The 21,320-nt window shown below is 61.6% G+C and carries 20 protein-coding genes; 13 read left to right on the top strand and 7 right to left on the bottom strand.

Translation table 11 applies throughout. The features are described 5' to 3' along the window. Positions 1 to 91: 91 nt before the first annotated feature. Positions 92 to 493, top strand: coding sequence for a Cu(I)-responsive transcriptional regulator (gene cueR, locus FUU19_RS09475; RefSeq protein WP_015376888.1), 402 nt, complete (start codon positions 92 to 94; stop codon positions 491 to 493). Here the strand turns inward: cueR and FUU19_RS09470 are convergent. The 3 genes from FUU19_RS09470 to allS form a co-directional block, all read right to left on the bottom strand. Continuing rightward, positions 490 to 951 carry an NfeD family protein gene (locus tag FUU19_RS09470; RefSeq protein ID WP_197833063.1) on the bottom strand — a complete coding sequence of 154 codons (462 nt, stop codon included), beginning with the start codon at positions 949 to 951 and terminating at the stop codon, positions 490 to 492. The two genes, cueR and FUU19_RS09470, sit on opposite strands and share 4 nt — an antisense overlap. A gap of 2 nt (positions 952 to 953) precedes the next feature. After that, complete coding sequence (locus tag FUU19_RS09465; RefSeq protein ID WP_004940203.1) at positions 954 to 1,859, bottom strand: SPFH domain-containing protein; 906 nt, start codon at positions 1,857 to 1,859, stop codon at positions 954 to 956. A 72-nt stretch (positions 1,860 to 1,931) separates the two neighbouring features. Continuing rightward, positions 1,932 to 2,846, bottom strand: coding sequence for an HTH-type transcriptional activator AllS (allS, locus tag FUU19_RS09460; protein ID WP_141970554.1), 915 nt, complete (start codon positions 2,844 to 2,846; stop codon positions 1,932 to 1,934). A 352-nt stretch (positions 2,847 to 3,198) separates the two neighbouring features. Here allS and FUU19_RS09455 point away from each other — a divergent pair, with 352 nt between their 5' ends. The 7 genes from FUU19_RS09455 to FUU19_RS09425 all read left to right on the top strand — a co-directional run bounded on the left by FUU19_RS09455 (position 3,199) and on the right by FUU19_RS09425 (position 10,933). Then, entirely contained in the window at positions 3,199 to 3,684 is a 486-nt protein-coding gene (locus tag FUU19_RS09455) for an ureidoglycolate lyase (RefSeq protein WP_141970552.1), read from the top strand. Positions 3,685 to 3,754: 70 nt separating this feature from the next. After that, positions 3,755 to 4,570: an HTH-type transcriptional repressor AllR gene (gene allR / locus FUU19_RS09450; protein WP_038875050.1), complete on the top strand. Its 816-nt coding sequence runs from the start codon at positions 3,755 to 3,757 to the stop codon at positions 4,568 to 4,570. 119 nt (positions 4,571 to 4,689) lie between these two features. Beyond that, a complete protein-coding gene (gene gcl, locus FUU19_RS09445; protein WP_230490094.1) occupies positions 4,690 to 6,471 on the top strand; it encodes a glyoxylate carboligase in 1,782 nt (593 codons plus the stop codon). An 11-nt stretch (positions 6,472 to 6,482) separates the two neighbouring features. Then, positions 6,483 to 7,262, top strand: a complete 780-nt coding sequence (gene hyi / locus FUU19_RS09440) for a hydroxypyruvate isomerase (RefSeq protein WP_141970550.1) — start codon at positions 6,483 to 6,485, stop codon at positions 7,260 to 7,262. A 10-nt stretch (positions 7,263 to 7,272) separates the two neighbouring features. Further along, on the top strand, positions 7,273 to 8,154 hold the full coding sequence (glxR, locus tag FUU19_RS09435) for a 2-hydroxy-3-oxopropionate reductase (protein WP_230490095.1): 882 nt from the start codon (positions 7,273 to 7,275) through the stop codon (positions 8,152 to 8,154). A 254-nt stretch (positions 8,155 to 8,408) separates the two neighbouring features. After that, positions 8,409 to 9,662 (top strand): MFS transporter, encoded by a 1,254-nt coding sequence (locus FUU19_RS09430; RefSeq protein WP_230490096.1) that lies wholly within the window; start codon positions 8,409 to 8,411, stop codon positions 9,660 to 9,662. A gap of 128 nt (positions 9,663 to 9,790) precedes the next feature. Then, on the top strand, positions 9,791 to 10,933 hold the full coding sequence (locus tag FUU19_RS09425; protein ID WP_230490097.1) for a glycerate kinase: 1,143 nt from the start codon (positions 9,791 to 9,793) through the stop codon (positions 10,931 to 10,933). Positions 10,934 to 10,987: 54 nt separating this feature from the next. Here the strand turns inward: FUU19_RS09425 and allE are convergent, their stop codons facing one another. From allE to allD, 4 genes are all read right to left on the bottom strand, one after another. Then, positions 10,988 to 11,773 carry a (S)-ureidoglycine aminohydrolase gene (gene allE / locus FUU19_RS09420; RefSeq protein ID WP_096241984.1) on the bottom strand — a complete coding sequence of 262 codons (786 nt, stop codon included), beginning with the start codon at positions 11,771 to 11,773 and terminating at the stop codon, positions 10,988 to 10,990. Between the two features lie 57 nt (positions 11,774 to 11,830). After that, positions 11,831 to 13,090 (bottom strand): MFS transporter, encoded by a 1,260-nt coding sequence (locus FUU19_RS09415; protein ID WP_096241985.1) that lies wholly within the window; start codon positions 13,088 to 13,090, stop codon positions 11,831 to 11,833. Next, positions 13,087 to 14,334: an allantoate deiminase gene (gene allC, locus FUU19_RS09410; protein WP_197833059.1), complete on the bottom strand. Its 1,248-nt coding sequence runs from the start codon at positions 14,332 to 14,334 to the stop codon at positions 13,087 to 13,089. Before allC ends, FUU19_RS09415 begins: the two co-directional genes overlap by 4 nt. Positions 14,335 to 14,504: 170 nt before the next feature. Continuing rightward, positions 14,505 to 15,554, bottom strand: coding sequence for an ureidoglycolate dehydrogenase (allD, locus tag FUU19_RS09405; protein ID WP_015376901.1), 1,050 nt, complete (start codon positions 15,552 to 15,554; stop codon positions 14,505 to 14,507). A gap of 358 nt (positions 15,555 to 15,912) precedes the next feature. Here allD and FUU19_RS09400 point away from each other — a divergent pair, with 358 nt between their 5' ends. From FUU19_RS09400 to FUU19_RS09380, 5 genes are all read left to right on the top strand, one after another. Further along, complete coding sequence (locus tag FUU19_RS09400; protein ID WP_230490098.1) at positions 15,913 to 17,580, top strand: acyl-CoA synthetase FdrA; 1,668 nt, start codon at positions 15,913 to 15,915, stop codon at positions 17,578 to 17,580. Positions 17,581 to 17,589: 9 nt separating this feature from the next. Next, on the top strand, positions 17,590 to 18,855 hold the full coding sequence (locus FUU19_RS09395; RefSeq protein WP_116286602.1) for a YlbE family protein: 1,266 nt from the start codon (positions 17,590 to 17,592) through the stop codon (positions 18,853 to 18,855). A gap of 16 nt (positions 18,856 to 18,871) precedes the next feature. Then, entirely contained in the window at positions 18,872 to 19,741 is an 870-nt protein-coding gene (locus FUU19_RS09390; RefSeq protein WP_230490099.1) for an oxamate carbamoyltransferase subunit AllH family protein, read from the top strand. Positions 19,742 to 19,762: 21 nt separating this feature from the next. Continuing rightward, positions 19,763 to 20,665 (top strand): carbamate kinase, encoded by a 903-nt coding sequence (locus tag FUU19_RS09385; protein ID WP_197833056.1) that lies wholly within the window; start codon positions 19,763 to 19,765, stop codon positions 20,663 to 20,665. 194 nt (positions 20,666 to 20,859) lie between these two features. Beyond that, the coding region (locus tag FUU19_RS09380; RefSeq protein WP_230507115.1) for a class I SAM-dependent methyltransferase at positions 20,860 to 21,320 on the top strand (461 nt) is incomplete at its 3' end.

The following is a 21,320-nucleotide window of genomic DNA, read 5'->3' as shown; positions in this document are numbered from 1 at the left end:
AAAGGGCGGTGTTTAAAGGTTGACCGCCGGACCTGTTTTCACTAAGAATGGAGCTTAAACCTTCCAGCAAGGGTAAGGTCAAGGAGGGAAAATGAATATTAGCGACGTCGCGAAAAAAACCGGGTTAACCAGCAAGACGATTCGTTTTTACGAAGAGAAAGCGCTGATTACCGCCCCGATCCGCAGCGACAACGGTTACCGCCACTATTCCGCCAGACACGTTGAAGAGCTGACGCTGCTGCGCCAGGCGCGGCAGGTGGGCTTCAACCTGGACGAGTGCCGTGAGCTGGTGGCGTTGTTCAACGATCCGGCCCGCCACAGCGCCGACGTGAAGGCGCGCACGCTGCAGAAGGTGGCGGAGATCGAAAGACACATCAGCGAGCTGGGAGAAATGCGCCAGCGCCTGCTGACGCTGGCGGAACAATGCCCGGGCGACGAGGGGGCGGAGTGCCCCATTATCAATAATCTGGCGGGGTGCTGTCGTTCGAATTAACGGCTGATGGCGCGGATCACCAGCGTGACCCCTTCTACCGCCACCACTTCCACTTCGGTGCCGGCGGGCAGATCTTCTGCCGCCTGCGCGCGCCAACTGCTGTCGCCGATATTGATGCGCCCCATGCCGTTGTGCATCGGCTCCGTCAGCGTGGCGCGGGTGCCGATCAGCTGGCGGTTGCGCTGGTTGAGCACCGGCGACCCGCCGGATGCGGCCGCCGGGCGCCGACGCAGCCAGTACCACCACAGGTAGGCGACGACGACGGTCAGGACGGCGAAGATCATGCCTTGCCACGCCCAGGAAAGTTGCGGCAGCAGCCAGATCAGAGCGCCGACCAACAGCGCCGCCACGCCGCTCCACAGCAGGTAGCCGCCGGCGCCGAGCATTTCCGCCGCCAGCAACACGCCCCCGAGGGAGAGCCAAAACCACAGCGGATTCGCCGCGATCAGTTCGAGCATGATTATTTGCCTTTGCTTTCTTTCAGCAGCTCGGTAATGCCGCCGATCGAGCCGAGCAGGCTGCTGGCGTCCAGCGGCATCATCACCACCTTGCTGTTGTTGGAGGAACCGATCTTCTGCAGCGCGTCGGTGTATTTCTGCGCCACGAAGTAGTTCACCGCCTGAATGTTGCCGCTGGCGATGGCGTCGGACACCAGCTGGGTGGCGCGCGCCTCGGCCTCTGCGGCGCGCTCACGCGCTTCCGCCTGCAGGAACGCCGACTGGCGTTCGCCCTCGGCCTTCAGGATCTGCGATTGTTTCTCCCCCTCGGCGCGCAGAATGGCCGCCTGACGCACCCCTTCCGCCTCGAGGATGTCGGCGCGCTTGGTGCGCTCGGCCTTCATCTGGGCGTTCATCGAGGCGATCAGTTCCGCCGGTGGCCGCACGTCGCGGATCTCGATACGGGTGATTTTCACCCCCCACGGATTGGTCGCTTCATCGACGATGTGCAGCAGGCGACTGTTGATGCTGTCGCGCTGCGACAGCATTTCGTCCAGCTCCATCGAGCCGAGCACGGTGCGGAAGTTGGTCATGGTCAGGTTGACGATCGCCTGTTCAAGGTTGCTGACTTCGTAGGCGGCGCGCGCCGGGTCGACCACCTGGATAAAGCACACCGCATCGATGGCGACGTTGGCGTTATCGCGGGAAATCACTTCCTGCGAAGGAATGTCCAGCACCTGCTCCATCATGTTGATTTTGCGGCCGATGCGGTCCATGAACGGCACCACCAGGTTCAGCCCCGGCATCAGCGTTTTGGTGTAGCGGCCGAAGCGTTCTACCGTCCATTGGAACCCCTGCGGCACAATTTTGACGCCGGCGAACACCACAATCAGTGCGACGACGATCACGATGGGAATAAAAGTAAGCATGCAAACCTCCTGTCAGACATATGTAAACAGATATTACGACAGCGCCGGAAAAATGCCTACTGATACCGCGACTTAATCCAGGGCGCCGACCAAACCCGCGATCAGCGGATCCCGCGTCTGGAACAGGCTGATAAGGGTACGCACCGCTTCGCCGCCGCGAGCGTCGGACCAGGCCAGCGACAGGGGAGAGGGCTGGCGCGGATATTTGAGCTGCTTGGCCACCAACTCGCCGCTATCAAGATAAGTTTGGCACAGTTGGCGCGGAAGGAAACCGATCCCGAGGCCGCGCAGATGGCACTCCAGCTTGGTGCGCAGATCCGGCACCTTGATCTCCTGTTGGCCCGACAGCAGCCAGGCGGTGCGCTTGGCCAGATGGCGCGCGGTATCTTCGACGTTGATCGCGGCGTAAGGGCGCAGCTGCGTTTCGTTCAACGGATCGGCGGCATTGGCCAGCGGGTGTGTCGGCGAGATGGCGAATACCCAATTGACCTTGCCCAGCGGCAGCACCTTGATGCTGTTTTCCAGCGATTCATTGCCCGCCGCGCCGATCGCAAGATGGCAGTCCTCATTCAGCAGCGCATCCCACACGCCCATGTACACCTGGCGGGAAATGTGGAATTGGGTGAACGGGTATTTGTCGTGCAGGTGGGTCAACAGCCCGGCCACGGCGGCGGCGTCGTACAGCAGGTTGTTGATCACGATATTCACCTGATGCTCTACGCCGTCGTTGATTTGCCGCAGTTCGCCCGGCATGGCGTCCAGCCAGGTGTGCCACTGGCGGCAGCGCTCCAGCAAATACTCCCCGGCCGGCGTCAGGTTGACGGTGCGGGTGGTGCGGATAAACAGCTGCGTACCGATGCTCTCTTCCAGCGTTTTAATGCGGTAGCTGATGGTGGCGGTGGTTTTATGCAGCAATTCTGCCGCGCGCGAGAAGCTTTGGCACTCGGCAACTTTGATAAACGAACGAATGGTTTCGTGATCCAGCATGTGGGGTCCTTGGCTGACACCGCCTTTTCGGTTATCGGTGAGAAGAATCTACTGATGTTGCGGCGCGATAGGCAGCGGCAAAGCCCAACCCCACGATCCCGGTCACAGAATCATCCGATAGCGATGAACGTGCGCCGCCCCATTTTACCCGATGGTGAATTAGGTGGTTTTTTAATTCATTGATTTAAAGCAACTAATATTGCTCTTCGATCGTAAAGTGTGCTGATGATCTTATTGTGGAAAAATTTTCCAAAAAAATGCTGTCAAATTCGCCAAGCGCTGTCTAGAGTGAAGGCGTTGGGTGAAATATCGCCGTTCAATCGTCGCTGGGTCATGCGCTTGGGAGAATCACATGGATTTAGTCATCGAAGAATTAACGCCGGCGGCCTTTGCGCCTTATGGCGATGTATTGCAGATAGAGGGCTCGCGCTTCTTTCATATCAATGACGGGAAAACCGAGCGTTATCATGATCTTGCCAAGATAGAGGTATCCGACGGCAACCGGGTGCTGGCCAGCATCAACCGGGCGGAACCCAGCGAGCTGCCGATGACCTTTTCCCTGTTGGAAAAGCATCCGCTCTCGTCGCAGGCCTTTGTGCCGATGAACGGCGAACGCTTCGTGGTGATCGTCGCCGAACCGGGCGACACCATCCCCGTCGGCACGCTGCGCGCTTTTATCACCAACGGCAAACAGGGGATCAACTACCATCGCAACGTCTGGCACCATCCGCTGTTTGCCTATGCGAAGGTCACCGACTTTTTCACCATCGATCGCGCAGGCGCTGACAACTGCGTGGTCAGCCGCTTGCCGGAGCCGTATCGCATAGTTTTGGCATAGCGCTGGCCGCACGCCGCGCAGGGCGTTTATCATAGCGTCACCCATGCCGTTACTGACAAAGGAAGCTTGAATGACCGAATTACGCAGGAAAGGACGACCCGCCACCGAAGCCGGCGCTACCAAAGGGGCGCAGGCGTTGGATCGCGGGCTGGAGATCCTCCAGTATCTGGCCAACGCCGGGGGGAGTTCGTCGGTTTCCGTGCTGTCCGAAAAGCTGGAGCTGCCGCTGTCCACTACCTTCAGATTATTGAAAGTGTTGGAGAAATCGGAATTCGTCTTTCAGGATCCGCAGCTGGGCTGGTGGCATATCGGCATTCAGTCGTTCACCGTCGGTTCCGCTTACATGAACGATCGCGACGTAGTATCGGTCGCCGGGCCGTTCATGCGCCGGCTGATGCTGCTGTCCGGCGAGACCGCCAACCTGGCGATCCGCAACAATTTCGACGCGGTGCTGATTCGTCAATGCGAGTGCCAGGCGATGGTGCGCATGTGCGCGCCGCTGGGCAGCCGCTTGCCGCTGCACGCCTCGGGCGCCGGCAAGGCGCTGCTGTACCCGCTGGCGGAAGAGGAGATGCTGGATCTGATCGTGCGTTCGGGGCTGCAATCCTACACGCCGAAGACGCTGACCAGCGTGAACCTGCTGCGTAAGGATCTGCATCAGTCGCTGGCGCAGGGCTACACCATCGACGATGAAGAGCACGCGCTCGGCCTGAACTGCCTGGCTTCGGCGATTTTCGATCGCAACAACAACGTGATCGCCGCCATTTCCATCTCCGGGCCCAGTTCGCGGGTCGGCAAGGAGCGGTTCAAGGAGCTGGGCGAACTGGTGGGTGAGGTGGCCAGAGACATCAGCGCCGCGCTGGGCGAATCGCGCAGCAAGGCATAAACGTCGCGCGCCGGGCTGAACCGGCGCGGAGCAAGACTCCCCGTTTGATGAGCAAACGGGTTTTTTTGACCGTAATTTTAAGTTGGAAAAATTTTCCAATAAATTAAGGAGAACATCACATGGCAATTATGCGAGCGGTAGACGCGGCAATGCACGTGCTGGAAAAAGAAGGGATCACCACCGCGTTCGGCGTGCCCGGCGCGGCGATCAACCCGTTCTACGACGCGATGCGGCGGCACGGCGGCATCAAACACTACCTGGCGCGACACGTGGAAGGGGCCTCGCACATGGCGGAAGGCTACACTCGCGCCGCCGCCGGCAACATCGGCGTGTGCATCGGCACTTCCGGCCCGGCGGGCACCGACATGATCACCGGCCTTTACTCCGCCTCCGCCGATTCGATTCCGATCCTGTGCATCACCGGCCAGGCGCCGCGCGCGCGTTTGCACAAAGAGGATTTCCAGGCGGTAGACATCGAATCGATCGCCAAGCCGGTGACCAAGATGGCGGTCACCGTGCAGGAACCGGCGCTGGTGCCACGCGTGCTGCAACAGGCGTTTCACCTGATGCGTTCCGGCCGACCGGGGCCGGTGCTGATCGACCTGCCTTTCGACGTGCAGATGGCGGAGATCGAGTTCGATCCGGAAACCTACTCTTCACTGCCCGCTTATAAGCCGGCGGCTACCCAGGCGCAGATCGACAAAGCGCTGGATCTGCTGTGCGCGGCGAAAAAGCCGTTGATCATCGCCGGCGGCGGCATTCACAACGCCGATGCGGCGGATCTGCTGCAGCAGCTGGCGGAGATCTGCAACGTGCCGGTGATCCCGACGCTGATGGGCTGGGGCGCCATTCCGGACGATCACCCGCTGATGGCGGGTATGGCGGGCCTGCAAACCTCGCACCGCTACGGCAACGCCAACCTGCTGGATTCTGATCTGGTGTTCGGCATCGGTAACCGTTGGGCCAACCGCCACACTGGCTCGGTGGACAAGTACACCGCCGGGCGCAAGGTGGTGCATATCGATATCGAGCCGACGCAAATTGGCCGGGTGATCTGCCCGGATCTGGGCATCGTTTCCGATGCGCGCATCGCGCTGCAAATGCTGGTGGACACGGCGCAGCGCCGCTTCGAGCGCGGCGAGTTGCCGAATCGCGACGCCTGGTGCGCCGCCTGCCTGCAGCGCAAGCAAACGCTGCTGCGCAAGACCCACTTCGAGAACGTGCCGGTCAAGCCGCAGCGGGTGTATGAAGAGATGAACCGCGCCTTTGGCCGCGATGCCTGCTATGTCACTACCATCGGGCTGTCGCAGATCGCCGCCGCGCAAATGCTGCACGTTTTCGAACCGCGCCGCTGGATCAACGCCGGCCAGGCCGGCCCGCTGGGCTGGACGCTGCCTGCGGCGCTGGGCGTATGCGCCGCCGATCCGCAGCGCAAGGTGGTCGCGCTGTCGGGCGACTATGATTTCCAATTTATGATTGAAGAGCTGGCGGTCGGCGCGCAGTTCAAGCTGCCTTATATCCACGTGTTGGTGAACAACGCCTATCTGGGGCTGATCCGCCAGGCGCAGCGCGGGTTCGATATGGATTACTGCGTGCAGCTGTCGTTTGAAAACATCAACAACGCGGAGATTGGCGAGTACGGTGTCGATCACGTCAAGGTGGCGGAAGGGCTGGGCTGCAAGGCGCTGCGGGTGTTCAAACCGGAAGAGATCGCGCCGGCGTTCCGTCAGGCCCAGGAACTGATGCAGCAGCACCGGGTACCGGTGGTGGTGGAAATCATCCTGGAGCGCGTCACCAATATTTCCATGGGTACCGAGCTGGATAACGTCAATGAGTTTGAACCGGTGGCGGCAACGCCGGAAGACGCACCGACCTCGGTCAACTTCTTTGATTACCGTTGAGGAATCTCGCCATGCCGAAATTTTCAGCCAATCTGTCCATGCTGTTCACCGAAGTCGATTTCCTGCAGCGCTTCCGCCGGGCGAAGGAGCAGGGCTTCAGCGCGGTGGAATATATGTTCCCTTACGACTACCCGATCGCCGCGCTGCGCAGCGAACTGGAGGCGCATCGCCTGAACCAGGTGCTGTTCAACCTGCCGGCCGGTGACTGGGCGGCGGGCGAACGGGGCATCGCCTGTTTGCCGGGGCGCGAAGCGGAGTTCCGCGACGGCGTCGGGCGCGCGATCGAGTATGCGCAGGCGCTGGGCTGCGATCGCATCAACTGCCTGATCGGCAATCCGGATCCCGCCGTCAGCCGCCACACCACCGACGAACGGGTGAAGGAGAACCTGCGCTACGCCGCCGACACTCTGGCGCAAAAGAATATCCGACTGCTGATCGAACCGATCAACCGCTACGACATGCCGCAGTTCTACCTGCAAACCTCCCGGCAGGCGATCGAACTGATCGAAGCGATCGGCAGCCCCAACCTGTATCTGCAGTACGACCTTTACCACATGCAGCGCATGGAGGGAGAGCTGACGCAGACCCTCGAGCGCCTGCTGGCGAAGATCGACCACATTCAGGTCGCCGACAACCCGGGGCGTCACGAGCCGGGCACCGGCGAAATCAACTGCGAGTTTATCTTCGCGCAGCTGGATCGCATGGGTTACCGCGGCTGGATCGGCTGTGAATACAAACCGCTCACCACCACGGAAAGCGGCCTGTCATGGATTAAAAAATACCTGTCTTGAGGAGATGAAAATGAACGTGGGATTTATTGGTCTGGGCATCATGGGCGCGCCAATGGCGGAAAAGCTGCTGGCGGGCGGGCATACGCTTTATGCCCACACCCGGCATGAGGTACCGGCGGCGCTGCTGCAGCAAGGGGCCATCGCCTGCCGCGATCCGCAGCAGGTGGCGGATGAGGCGGACGTGATCTTTATCATGGTGCCGGATACGCCGCAGGTGGAGGAGGTGCTGTTTGGTGAACGCGGCTGCGCCGCCGGCAAGCTGAACGGCAAAGTGGTGGTGGACATGAGCTCCATTTCACCGCTGGAGACCAAAGTATTCGCGCAGCGCATCAACCAGCTGGGCGCCCAGTACCTGGACGCGCCGGTTTCCGGCGGCGAAGTGGGCGCCAAACAGGGCACGCTGACCATCATGGTGGGCGGCGAGGAAGCGACCTTCGAACGGGTGAAGCCGCTGCTGGCGCTGATGGGCAAGAACATCACGCTGATCGGCGGCAACGGCGACGGGCAAACCTGTAAGGTCGCCAATCAGATCATCGTGGCGCTGACCATTGAAGCGGTCAGTGAAGCGTTGGTGTTCGCCTCGCGCGCCGGTGCCGATCCGGCCCGGGTACGTGAAGCCCTGATGGGCGGCTTCGCCTCGTCGCGTATCCTCGAGGTGCACGGCGAGCGGATGATCAAGCGGGCGTTCGCGCCGGGGTTCCGCATCTCGCTGCACCAGAAGGATCTCAACCTGGCGCTGCAGGGCGCGAAGGCGCTGGCGCTCAGCCTGCCGAATACCGCCACCTGCCAGGAGCTGTTCAACGTCTGCGCCGCCAATGGCGACGGCGAACTGGATCACTCCGCGCTGGTGCGGGCGCTGGAAATCATGGGCAACCACCGGGTAGCCGGCTAAGGCGCCCGCCGGCATTTAATTTGCCGGCTTATCATTAGAATCAGAGATGTTCGACATTAATAGCGCCCTCTTTATGATAAATAAAGAGGGTCCCCGCCAATCCAATAAAAATGATTCAGCACAATAAAAAGTAAAAAGCAGGATGCCAACCCAAGGAGACACTGAATATGGCAACCGATAATGCTGTTATTGATAAAGATATTCTTACCGCCCCTGACAAAAGTCGTTTATATCGAAAAATCGCCTGGCGCATTATGCCCATTCTATTAGTGAGCTATATCGTCGGTTATCTCGACCGGGTGGGGATTTCGTTTTCGAAATTCCAAATGATGCCCGATATTCTGAACGGCAACGTCTCGATGGCTGAAGCCGTTTACGGGCTGGGGGCCGGGGTATTTTTCATTGGCTATATCATCGCCGGGGTACCCAGCAACATTCTGCTGAGTCGCTATGGTGCCAGAAAGATCATCGCGCTGCTGATGGTGGTGTGGGGGGCGATCTCGATGCTGAGCGTCTTTATCACCAACCCCTGGCAATTCTACCTGGCGCGTTTTCTGCTGGGGCTGGCGGAGGCCGGTTTTTACCCCGGCGTGATCCTCTACCTGACGCTGTGGTTTCCCTCCAGCCAGCGCGCCAAGATGACGGCGCTGTTCGTGTGCGGCATCCCGGTCAGCAACATCATCGGCGGCCCGCTGTGCGGGTGGATCATCGAGCACATGAACGGCCTGATGAATCTCTCCGGCTGGCAGTGGCTGTTCTTTATCAGCGGCCCGCGCGCGCTGCTGATCGCCATTGTCATCTTCTGTTTCCTGGATAATACCTATCAGAGCGCCACGTGGCTCAGCCCGCAGGAGAAGGCATTGATCAAAGAGGATATGGCGCAGAGCGCGCCGCGCCAGGGCGCCGCCGGCGGGCAGGAGTGGACGATGAAGAGCATGCTGAGATCGTCCGCGTTCACCAAAATGTGGCTGATTTGCTTCTGCACCGTGATGGGCCAGGGCGGGCTGGCGTTTTGGGTACCGACCATCATTCGCGACACCGGCGTGACCTCGGTGATGGATATCGGGTTGCTGACCATGCTGCCTTATATGCTGGCGGTGGTGGCGATGCTGGTGGCCGCGCGCAGTTCGGACAAGCATCGCGAGCGGCGCTGGCACATCATCGTACCGTTCTGCATCGCCGCAGTGTCGCTGATCTTCATCGGCCTGTTCCCGGACAACAAGCACGTGGTGATGGCGGCGCTGTGCGTGGCGGTGGCGTCGAGCCTGGTGCCGTCGCCGCTGTTCTGGAGCCTACCGAACGCCATTTTTACCGGCACTTGCGCTGCGGCGGGCATTGCGCTCATCAATTCCATCGCCAATATCGGCGGCTTTATTTCGCCTTATATCATCGGCTATTTCAAACAGCTGACCCACAGTAATTTAGTGGCGATGTGCGTCTTATCGACAATGATGATACTGGGGGCGATATTAACCTATAGCGTGCCGGCAAAATGGGTCAATAAATAACACTTCTCGTCATCTTCATTAAATAGTCGGCAACAGTTTTATTTTATTTCGCCATGCATTTCTCATCTGATTAATTCAGCGGGGGAAGGCATGGCCATTTTTATTTCGTCTCGAATAAAGGATGCGTCATGAAAATTGTTATTGCACCGGATTCATTTAAAGAAAGCGTTAGCGCGAAACGGGCGGCGCGGGCGATCGCGCGCGGTTTTCACGAGGTTTATCCCGATGCCGAGTGCGTCTGCCTGCCGATCGCCGACGGCGGCGAAGGCACGGTGGACGCGCTGGTGGCCGCTACCGGCGGGCGCAAGGTGAGCGTGAGCGCCACGGGGCCGCTGGGGGAACGGGTGGCGGCATTTTATGGCGTCAGCGGCGACGGCAAAACGGCGGTGATCGAAATGGCGGCGGCCAGCGGGCTGATGCTGACGCCGGCGGAGCGTCGTAACCCGCTGCTGGCGACCAGCTACGGCACCGGCGAACTGATCCTGCATGCGCTGGATCAGGGCATTCGCCACCTGATCCTCGGCATCGGCGGCAGCGCCACGGTGGATGGCGGTGTCGGCATGGTGCAGGCGCTGGGCGGGCGTTTCTACCGCCCGGACGGCAAGACGCTGCCGTGGGGCGGCGGCGAGCTGGCGACGCTGAGCGGAATCGATCTCAGCATGCTGGACGCACGCCTGCGGCAGTGCCGGATTGAGGTCGCCTGCGACGTAGACAATCCGCTGGTGGGACCGCGCGGCGCGGCGGCGGTGTTCGGGCCGCAGAAGGGCGCGACGGCGGTGATGGTGGCGCAGTTGGAGCAGGGGCTGGCGCAGTATGCCGAGGTGATCCGCCAGAGCACCGGCCACGACGTGCGGCAGGTCGCCGGCGGCGGGGCGGCGGGCGGCATGGGGATCGCCTGCCAGGTGTTTCTCGGCGCAACGCTGAAGCCGGGCATCGAGATCGTGATGGCGGCGCTGGGCCTGGAGCAGGCGCTGGCGGAGGCCGATCTGCTGATCACCGGCGAAGGGCGCATCGACAGCCAAACGCTGGGCGGCAAGGCGCTGTCCGGCGTCGCTCGTCTGGCGCGGGCGCGCGGCCTGCCGGTCATCGCGTTGGCCGGCGTGGTGGAGGAAGGGGCAGAGGCGCTGCACGCGCAGGGAATCGACGCGATGTTCAGCATTCTGCCGCGTCTGAGTACGCTGGAGGTCGCGCTGTCGCAAGGGGAACTCAACCTGCAGCGCAGCGCTGCCAACGTAGCCCGCGTAATGCGCATCGGCCGGCGATTGGGATAAAAAAAGAAGGCCACGCTGCGCGAGCAGGTGGCCTTGGTTTTGGCGGCGAAGCGCTTACGGCTCGACGTCGCGGTTGCAGTCCTTGGAGTAGATGTAGCTGAAGGTTTCCTGGCCCACCGCATAGCCCGCCTGCTGCACATAGGCGCCCATGAAGATGTAGTCGCCTTGCTTCACCGGCATCCATTCATTGTCCAGGTTGTACACGCCGGCGCCGCTGAGAATGTAGGCGCCATGCTCCTGCACGTGGGTCTCGATGTAGCCGTGGCTGGCACCGGGGGCGAAGGAGAGGATGTGCATGTTCATGTCGAAGCCCAGATCTTTCGGCAGCAGATCCTGCAGGATCACCTCGCTCATGCCCTCGTAGTGGATCTGCTCCAGGTTGGCGACGTTGTTGCTGACCACGTGCGCCTCGTAGCCTTTGATGCGCTGATAGCGGCGTTTGTAGAGGAACAGGCGGCTGGATTGGCCACCGTTGGCGTTTTCCAGCCGCAGGGTGACGCCCGCCGGGCAGTAAAGGTAGCCGCCGGCGGTCAGCGGGTAGTCGGTGGCGTCGGCGGAAGCGGTGATGGCGCCGTCGATGACGTACACGAAGGTTTCGAGCTCTTCGCCGCCAAAGCCTTTGGTATTGCGGCCGCAGTCGTGCAGCGTCACCAGATAATCGACGAAGGTGGCACCCAGTTTCGGCGTCGACAAGATGGTGACGTCGCAGTTTTCAAAACCGGGAATGACGTTGCGCACCAGGCCGTTCGGCGGGATCAGCGCATAGTTGCCGCGTTTGATGATGGCGCGCGTTGACAGAATGTCGGTTGGATAACCGGTTTGATTGTTGAAGTAACCCACGTTGATTCTCCTGATCGTTGAAAGGGCGCCGCGGCGGCGCCCGGTAAAAAAGCGCCGTCAGGCCTCGGTGGCCGTTCGGGTTGGCGTAGTGCGTTTCATCAAGACGTTGACGGTGAAGAAAATGGCGGTGCCCACCAGCAGGATGGCGGCGGAGATGTAAAAGCCCATCACCTTGGAGCCGGTGCTGTCGGAGATCACGCCGGTGAGGAAGGGGGCGATCACCGACGAGGACATGCCGAAGAAGTTGAACACGCCGAAGCTGGTGCCATAGCCTTTCTTCGGCGCGTTGTCGGCGACGAAGGAAATCATGATCGGATCGACCGCCAGCTTACCCAGCAACCCGTACAGGATCAGGCTGATCAGCAGCATGGTGGAGTCCGGCGAAATGACGGTGCAAACCAGCATCACCGCCGCGCACAGCTCGAGGAAAATGATCAGCTGCACCTTCTTGTTGCGGAAACGGTCGGACATGCGGCTGAAGAACAGCGCGCCCGGCACCGAGGCGAACGCCACCAGCGCGGAGGAGAAGCCGATGGCCACCCCTTCAAAGCCGCGCTCTTGCTGCAGGAACGAGGGCAGCCAGGTGACTATCATGTAGTAGCCGTAGCAGGTGGCAAAGTACATCGCGTAGGCGGAGATCATGCGCAGGCTGAACAGGCCGCTGGCCTGGCCGTCCTCTTCGGGCGCGATCGCCGTCGGTGCAACGGTCTGGCTGACGGCCACCGGGGCTTGGGGCTGCGAGCCTTTGATGACCACGGCGAACACCAGCGTCATCACCACCAGCAGGCCGGTGATGATGAACAGCATGATCTGCCAGTTCATGTTGAAGCTTTTCACCAGCAGGCTGGAGGCGATCAGGCCGATCGCCATGCCGAGCGCCGAGCCGCTGTTGATCACCGCGGTCGCCAGGCCACGGCGTTCCAGCGGGATATTCTCCGACGACAGGGAGTAGGCCGAGCCGTAATAAGAGCCGCAGCCCATGCCCGCCAGCAGGCTGCCGGCATAGACCATGGTCAGACTGGTGGCGTTGCCGATCAGCAGCGTGGCGATGATGAACAGGCAGAAGCCCGGGATCAGCACCACCTTCTTGCCGAATTTGTCCACCAGGATGCCCGCCGGGATCTGCATCCCGGTGTAGGCGAAGAAGTAGAAGCTGGCGATCAGCCCCATTTCCGCATTGGAGTGCGCGCCGATGGTTTGTTGGATCTCGGGGAAGATCGGCGTCAGGACGGTGCGATAGATCCAGATCACCGCCCAGCCCAGACAGAGCACGACGACGATCTTTTTCCAGTAGCGCGGGTCGATATCGTTGCTCATGCCTCGGCCCCCTGTTCGGTGTAGGCCAGCTGATACAGCGTCTGCGCCAGGATTTTCACCCCTTCGTTCAGATCGGCGACGGCGGTTTTTTCCGCCGGGTTATGGCTGATGCCGGCGATGCTCGGCACGAACATCATCACCGTCGGCACGCGCGGGGCGAAGATTTGCGAGTCGTGTCCGGCGCCGCTGTGCATCATGCGGTAATTCAGCCGCTGCGTTTCGCACAGGCGGCTGACGCAGGCCACCAGCTGTTCGTTCATCGGGATCGGCGCTTCGTCCATCCACAGATCGATCTCGACCTCGATGCCCATCTCGGCGCAGATGCGCTGGATATCCTGCTCGATCTCCTGCGTGAAGCGCAGCAGTGCGGCCTGATCGGTGTGGCGACAGTCGAGGGTGAAGTGGGTGAAGCCCGGCACCACGTTGACGGTGTTTGGCTTCGGCTCCACCTTGCCGAAGGTCAGCACCAGCGGATCGCCTTCGGCGCGCGCCTTGGCGATCGATTCGCAGCAGATGCGGCTGAAGGCGTGCACGGTATCCCGGCGGTAGCTCATCGGGGTGGTGCCGGCGTGGTTGGCTTCGCCCTGCAGCCGCACGTCATAGCGCCGTTGGCCGACGATGCTGGTCACCACGCCGATGGTTTTGCCTTCGGTTTCCAACACCTTGCCCTGCTCGATGTGGATCTCGACGAAGGCCGCGATGTCGCTGCGCAGCGGCTGATGCGGCGGAGGGAAATCGAAGCCGGCGTCGCGCATGGCGTTGACGAAGCCGACGCCCTTGGCGTCCGTAATGTGCTGCACGTCTTCCCGCCGGGCCAGGCCGACGATGTTCTTGCTGCCCCAGAACACATAAGGAAAACGGCTGCCTTCTTCTTCCGCCAGCGCGATGACTTCCAGGCTGCGCAGCGGCGGGCCGTAGGTGTCCTTGAGGTGTTTGATCGCCATGAAGGCGGCTTCGATGCCGAACTGGCCGTCGAGGTTGCCGCCGTTGACCACCGTGTCGATGTGCGACCCGGAGAGAATCACCTGGTCGGGGTATTTGCTGCCCTCCAACCGGCCGAACAGGTTGCCGACTGCATCAAAATGGGTGTTCAGCCCGGCGGCCTCGAAGGCGTTTTTCAACGCGTGCTGCGCTTCGATCCATTCCGGGGTATAAAGCAAACGCGTCATGCCGCCGCTGGGGTCGGCGCCGATTTTCGATAACCAGCCGGAAATATCACGGATTTCTTGTTGGAAGTCTTTCATGTTTACCTGCCCGCATGTTGTGTCTCAGCGGCGATGCGGTCAGGGCGGGGATATACGCCACCGGCCGACCTATTGCGCTGAGCGCGCTGATGAAGGTTTTCTTTTTCTCCCCGGCTCTGACATATCAACCGCGAGCCGCGGCGCAAAAAGCCCACGATAATAAGAGTGCGTTAACTGGCGAAGGGATCTTTATGGTCGTAAGAGCGCTGGTAAATAGCATTTGAAATTAAGTATTGATAAATATCGTCGACGATTTCGATACCGTTTTTCTCGCTTTCCATTTCACGCGCATGGCTATTCTGCCCCGGGTAAAGCACTTTGCTGACGCCTGGCGCCGGTTTAACGGCATTCAATTCTTTCATGACCTGACTGATATTTTTACGGAATGCGGATTCGTTGGTGAAATAACCCGGGTTCAGCACGATATGCAATTGGCCCAATTCCCGGCCGGCGCTGAGATCGTGATACATCGAGCTGACGTGTTTGCCGAACGGCAGGCCGAGCAAAATGCCCGACAGCACGTCGACCATCATCATCAGGCCGTAGCCTTTCGGCCCGGCGATCGGCAGCAGCCCGCTGACGGCGAACGGATCGGTGGTGTGCTTGCCCTCGGCGTCCACCGCCCAGGTGTCGGGAATGGCGGCGTTGCGCGAACGGGCGTCCAGCACTTTGCCCCAGGCCTGCACGGTGGTGGCCATATCGAAGGTGATCAGCTCGTCGCCTTCGCCCGGCGCGGAGAAGGCGATGGGGTTGGTGCCGTAGTAGACTTCGGCGCCGCCGTACGGCACCACCATCGGATCGGACTGGCACAGCGAAATGCCGACCATGCCGGCGCGCGCCGCCTGCTGCACGAAGTACGACAGCGCCCCGCTGTGGCCGATGCGGCGCACGCCCACTACCGCCACGCCGTTCTCTTTCGCCATCTCGATGGCGCGATCCATGCTCAGCTTGGCCGCCACGTGCCCGGCGCCGTTGTCGCCGTCGAAAATGGCGCTGCAGGGGCCGGTTTTTTCAAAGGTGAAATGCGGGTGATTGTTGGTGCCGCCTTTGCTGATACGTTCGGAATAGTATTCGACCCTGACCGCGCCGTGGGAGTGGATGCCGCGCGCATCGGCATGAACCAGCACATCGGCGACGATGCCGGCGTGTTCCTGGCTCAGGCCGGCGGCGTGAATTTTTTGCTGGATAAGCTGATGTAATTGTTGTTTAGAGACCTTCATATACAGTCCTTTTATCACTACGGTTTATTTAATTCGCCTCTGCGTTGTAATGTATAAATACCGGGGGGGAATAATGTGATCCAGATGCGTTTTATCCGATTGGATTAAAAATTCGTTGAATTAAATTGCCATTGTTAGAAGTTTTTTTATAAATGCTTTTCCCCGTCTGGATTAACTAATATTCAGGCGATTAAGTTATTTTTTCTAACAATAGATAAAGTGTGACCGTACTCACCTCTGGGCGTGATTTTAATTTGTAGCTTGATAATTAACCTTTTCGCTGGATTCAATGCATCGCCGTGCCGCCGGTGCGGGAAATATTGCCGATATTATTAAATGCTGTCTTAAGGATATCACCATGATCCATGCTTTTATTAAAAAGGGGAGCTTTCAGGATTCCGTCAGCCTGATGTTGATCTCCCGCAAACTCAGTGAATCTCCCAAGGTCGAGGAAATATCCGTCATGATGGGGACGCCGGCCAATAAATCCTTATTGGAGGTGACCGGTTTCTGGCACCCGCAGTTTAGCGAAGCGACGCCGAACGATATTTGCGTGGCGATCAAAGCGGAGTCCGCCGACGAGACGATCGCCGAGGAGATCGGTGTGGCGCTGGAGACGGCGCTCAAGGCGATTGCGCAGGGGAGCCAGGGCGGCAAAAAACTGCTGCGGGCGCGCAGCTGGCGCACCGCCAGGCAGAAGCTGCCCGCCGCCAATCTGGCGCTGATCTCGATCGCCGGCGAATACGCGGCGGAGTTGGCGGATAGCGCGCTGGAAGACGGCTGCAACGTGATGATGTTCTCCGACAACGTCAGCCCGGCGCAGGAAGTGGCGCTGAAAACCAAGGCGCGTGAACGCGGGCTGATCGTGATGGGGCCGGACTGCGGCACCGCCTGCATTGCCGGCGCGCCGCTGGCGTTCGCCAACGTGGCACCCGCCGGATCTATCGGCGTGGTGGGCGCCTCCGGCACCGGCATTCAGGAGCTTATTTCGCAAATTACCCTGGCGGGCCAGGGCATCTCGCACGCTATCGGCCTCGGCGGGCGGGATTTGACGGCGGAGATCGGCGGCATCAGCGCCATCAGCGCGCTGCGCATGCTGGCGGCGGATCCGCAGAGTCTTGTGCTGGCGTTCGTGTCCAAGCCGCCGGCGCCCGAAGTGCGCCAGCGGGTGATCGACGAGATGAAAGCGCTCGGCAAGCCGGTGGTGGCGCTGTTCCTCGGCGCGCAGTCTGCCGTGCGCCAGGAGGGCAACATCACGTTCGCCGCCACGCTGGATGAAGCGGCGCGGCTGGCGGCGATGCTGGGCTGCGTGCAGCAACAGGCGGCGCAACAGCCTGCGGTGCCCGGCGGCAAAATCGCCGGGCTGTACGCCGGCGGCACGCTGGCGGCCGAATGCGCGATGCTGCTGACGGAAAAACTGTCCCTGCCGGTGGATAGCGAGCATCCGCGCGGCGCCATGCTGGTGGCCGACGGCCATCGCATCATCGACATGGGTGATGACTTTTATACCCAGGGGCGCCCGCACCCGATGATTGACCCGACCGCCCGCAATCAAGAGATCGCCCGCCTGGCGCAGCAGCCGCAGACCGGCGTATTGCTGCTGGACGTGGTGATCGGCTTCGGCGCTCAGGATGATCCGGCGGCGTCGCTGGCGGCCGAGGTGGCCAACGTGCGCGCGGCGCGCGGCGCGGCTCACCCGCTGGCGGCGATCGCCACCGTCACCGGCACCGAACAGGATCCGCAGCAGCGTTCGCGGCAAATCGCCACCCTGCAGGAGGCCGGCATCGCGGTAATGCCGTCGCTGCCGGCGGCGGTCGCGCTGGCGCATCAGCTGATTACTCCCGTCTTACCCGCACCTGAACGCGAACGGCCGGCCTTGCTGGACGGCGTCGCGGTGATCAACGCCGGGCTGCGCAGCTTCGCCGATGACCTGCAAACCAGCGATATCCCGGTGGTGCATTACCAGTGGGCGCCGGTGGCCGGTGGCGATCAACGATTAGCCAACATCTTGAAAAAATTAAAGTAAGGAACCGCTATGTACGCAACGATTGAGCAAGCAAACGCCGCCGTTATCGCCCGTATCCGCGAGGCGCGCCCGCACTGGCAGGATGTGGATCTGGCGCACCGGTTGATCCCGCAGCTGGCCGAAGGGCGCAAGCTGCTGCACGCCGGCCCGCCGGTCACCTGGCAAGAAATGAGTGGCCCGGTGCGCGGCGCCTGCATCGGCGCCTGCCTGTTTGAAGGCTGGGCGCAGGATGAGCAGCAGGCGCTGACGCTGCTGGAGCAGGGGGAAATCGAGTTTATCCCGTGCCACAGCGTGAGTGCGGTGGGGCCGATGGGCGGCATCACCTCGGCCCACATGCCGATGGTGGTGGTCAGGAACACCGTTCACGGCAATTACGCCTACTGCAACATGAACGAAGGCATCGGCAAAGTGATGCGCTTCGGCGCCTACGGTGAGGACGTGCAGCAGCGCCTACGCTGGATGCGCGACTCGCTGGCCCCGGTGCTGAAAGCGGTGCTGGCGACGCTGGACGAAGGGATCGATCTGACCGCCTTGATGGCGCAGGCGATCAGCATGGGGGACGAATTCCACCAGCGCAATATCGCGGCCTCGGCGCTGTTGATGCGCAGGCTGGCGCCGGAGATTAGCCTGCTGCCGCGCGATAAGGCGGAGCTGGCGCAGGTGATGCAGTTCCTCAGCATCACCGATCAGTTCTTCCTCAATCTGGCGATGGCCTACTGCAAGGCGGCGATGGACGCCGGGGCGGAGATTGAACAGGGCACCATCGTCACGGTAATGACCCGCAACGGCAAGAATTTCGGCATCAAGATCAGCGGCATGGGCGATCGGTGGTTCACCGCGCCGGTGAACACGCCGGAAGGGCTGTTCTTCTCCGGCTTCAGCCAGGCGGACGCCAACCCGGACATCGGCGACAGCGCGATCACCGAAACCTTCGGCATTGGCGGCGCGGCGATGGTCGCGGCCCCGGGCGTGACGCGCTTTGTCGGGGCTTCCGGCGGCATGAGCGCCGCCACCGACATCTCTGAGGAAATGGCGGAGATCTACCTCGAGCGCAACATGATGCTGCAGATCCCGACCTGGGACTTCCAGGGCGCCTGCCTGGGGCTGGATGCGCGCCGGGTGGTGGAAACCGGCATCACGCCGCTGATCAACACCGGCATCGCCCACCGCGAAGCCGGGGTCGGGCAAATTGGCGCCGGCACGGTGCGTGCACCGCTCGGCTGCTTCGAGAAAGCGATCGAAGCGCTGGCCGATAAGCTCGGCATTACGGCGTAAGCAAACGGAGGGGCGTATGGACATTATCGCGTTGGCCGGCAGCCGCCATGCGACGCAGGATTACGGCGCGCTGCGCTGCGTCGGCAGCTTCAACAACGCGATCAATTTCCTGACGGAAAACGCGCGGCTGCTGACGCTGCACCGCGCCGGCAGCGGCCTGAGCCCAATGGGGTGGCAGCTCGGTACGCGGGATTTCGACCGCGTGCGTCATGCGGCGCCGTCCGCGCGACGCTGCGCTTTCTCCGCCGCCGGCATCACGTTGGATGCGCTCCTGGTTCGGCCCGCCGCGGCGGCGCGGGATCTGGCGTTGGTACTGCGCGCGGCCATTGCCGATCGCCCGCTGACGGCAGTATTGCAGCGCTGCACGGCGCAGTGCGGGTTGCACGGCGAGCTGGGCCGATTGGTGAGGCAACCGTTAACACCGGAGCCGGCCGCGCTGGTGCGGGAGTTCTCCCGTTGGCTGCGGGGCGACACGGTCGACTGGCGTCAGGCGCTGGGCAAGGGGCCGGGGCTGACGCCGAGCAACGACGACACCCTGCTCGGCCTGCTGCTGAGCGCGCACCTCGACAGCCGCATCCCTGTCACCGGGCTGGCCCCCTTTTTCGCCCAGACGCCACCGCTGGACGCGCTGACCACGCTGGTGAGCGCGCACTACCTGCGTTACGCCGAGCTGGGCGTGTTCGCCACGCCGCTGCATGCGTTGGCGCAGGGGCTGCGGGCGCCTGAAGACGTATCGGCGGCGGTGGCGGCGGTGCTGAGCCTGGGGCACTTTTCGGGAGCGGACACGCTGCTGGGCGTGTGGCTGGGGGTGACGACGATTAACGCACTGTGCGGCGCGCGGTGTGAATACGAGGGCCGGATCGCGGATCCGGCCGGGACGGTATGATTTCAACTACGGGTGCAAACCATGAAAACCTTGGTCATTGCGTTGGGCGGCAACGCCCTGTTGCAGCGCGGAGCCGTGCTCTCTGCGGAAAATCAGTATAAGAGCATCGCCCTCATCGCCGACGCCATCGGCAAGCTGGCGCAGAAATACCGCATCGCCATCGTGCACGGCAACGGCCCGCAGGTAGGGCTGCTGGCATTGCAGAACCTGGCGTACCGCGACGTGCCGCCCTATCCGCTGGATATTCTGGTGGCCGAAAGCCAGGGCATGATCGGCTATATGCTGGCGCAGCAGCTGATCGCCAGCCATCCGCAGCAGCCGGTGTCCACGCTGCTGACGCGGGTGCTGGTGGATGCGCAGGATGCGGATTATCAGGCGCCGAGCAAGTTCATCGGGCCGGTGTATGCGCCGGAACAGCGGCAGGCGCTGGAGGCCAAATACGGCTGGACGCTGAAGGCGGACGGTAACTACATTCGCCGGGTGGTGCCTTCGCCAGCGCCGCAAAAGATCCTCGACATCGAGGCGATCACGCTGCTGCTGTCGCAGCGGCACATCGTGATCTGCAACGGCGGCGGCGGTATCCCGATGATCGCCGGCGAGCATGGGCTGACGGGCAGCGAAGCGGTGATCGACAAAGATCTGGCTGCGGCGCTGTTGGCGGAGCAGGTGGGGGCCGATCATCTGGTGATCCTCACCGATGCCGACGCGGTGTACCAGGAGTGGGGCACGCCGCGCCAGCGCGCCATTCGCCGCGCCACCACGCAGGAGCTGGCGCCGATGGCGGTGGCGGACGGCGCCATGGGGCCGAAGATCATGGCGGTCAGTCGCTTCGTCGATCGCACCGGGCGGACGGCGCATATCGGTGGCCTGCAGGATATCGACGCGGTGCTGGCGGGCCAGGCCGGCACCTCTATTTTACCTTAGCCGCCGTCGGTTTATCCGCGCCCACGTTGGCGCGGGTAAGTATGCCTAAATGGCATGATTTCAATAATTTTTATTCATTTCATGATGTTGCTCGCCTTGGCTAGAGTAAAAACACCCGCGTATTTACCGTCAAAAATTTGTCATTTTTATTTGCGACTATGCTTTTTGAAATGACATTTCGGCCAAGGATTGTTATGGATTCGCTCAGTGTTGATGAACTCGCCCAGAAGAAGGATCGCTGGTATCGCATTGTGGAGGAGATGTTGGCGGAAGCCGGCGTCGCCATCAACGGCCCGCGCGCCTGGGATATCCGGGTGCATAACCCGGCGCTGTTCAAACGCATTTTGCAGGAAGGCTCGCTCGGCTTCGGCGAAGGTTATATGGACGGCTGGTGGGAGTGCGAACGGCTGGATATGCTGTTCACCCGCATTTTGCAGGCCGGCGTCGATGAGCGGCTGCCGAAAAGCCTGAGCGACATCGCGCGCATCGCCTATGCCCGGCTGTTCAACCGCCAATCGCGCAAGCGCGCCTGGCAGGTGGGCAAAGAGCACTACGACATCGGCAACGACCTGTTCCGGGCGATGCTTGACCCTTACATGCAATACTCCTGCGGCTACTGGAAAGAGGCGCAGACGCTGGAGCAGGCGCAGCAGGA

Origin of the sequence: Serratia montpellierensis (genome assembly GCF_020858655.1) — a bacterium.
In the GTDB taxonomy this organism is placed as follows: domain Bacteria; phylum Pseudomonadota; class Gammaproteobacteria; order Enterobacterales; family Enterobacteriaceae; genus Serratia; species Serratia montpellierensis.
This window is presented reverse-complemented; position numbering and strand designations above follow the sequence as displayed.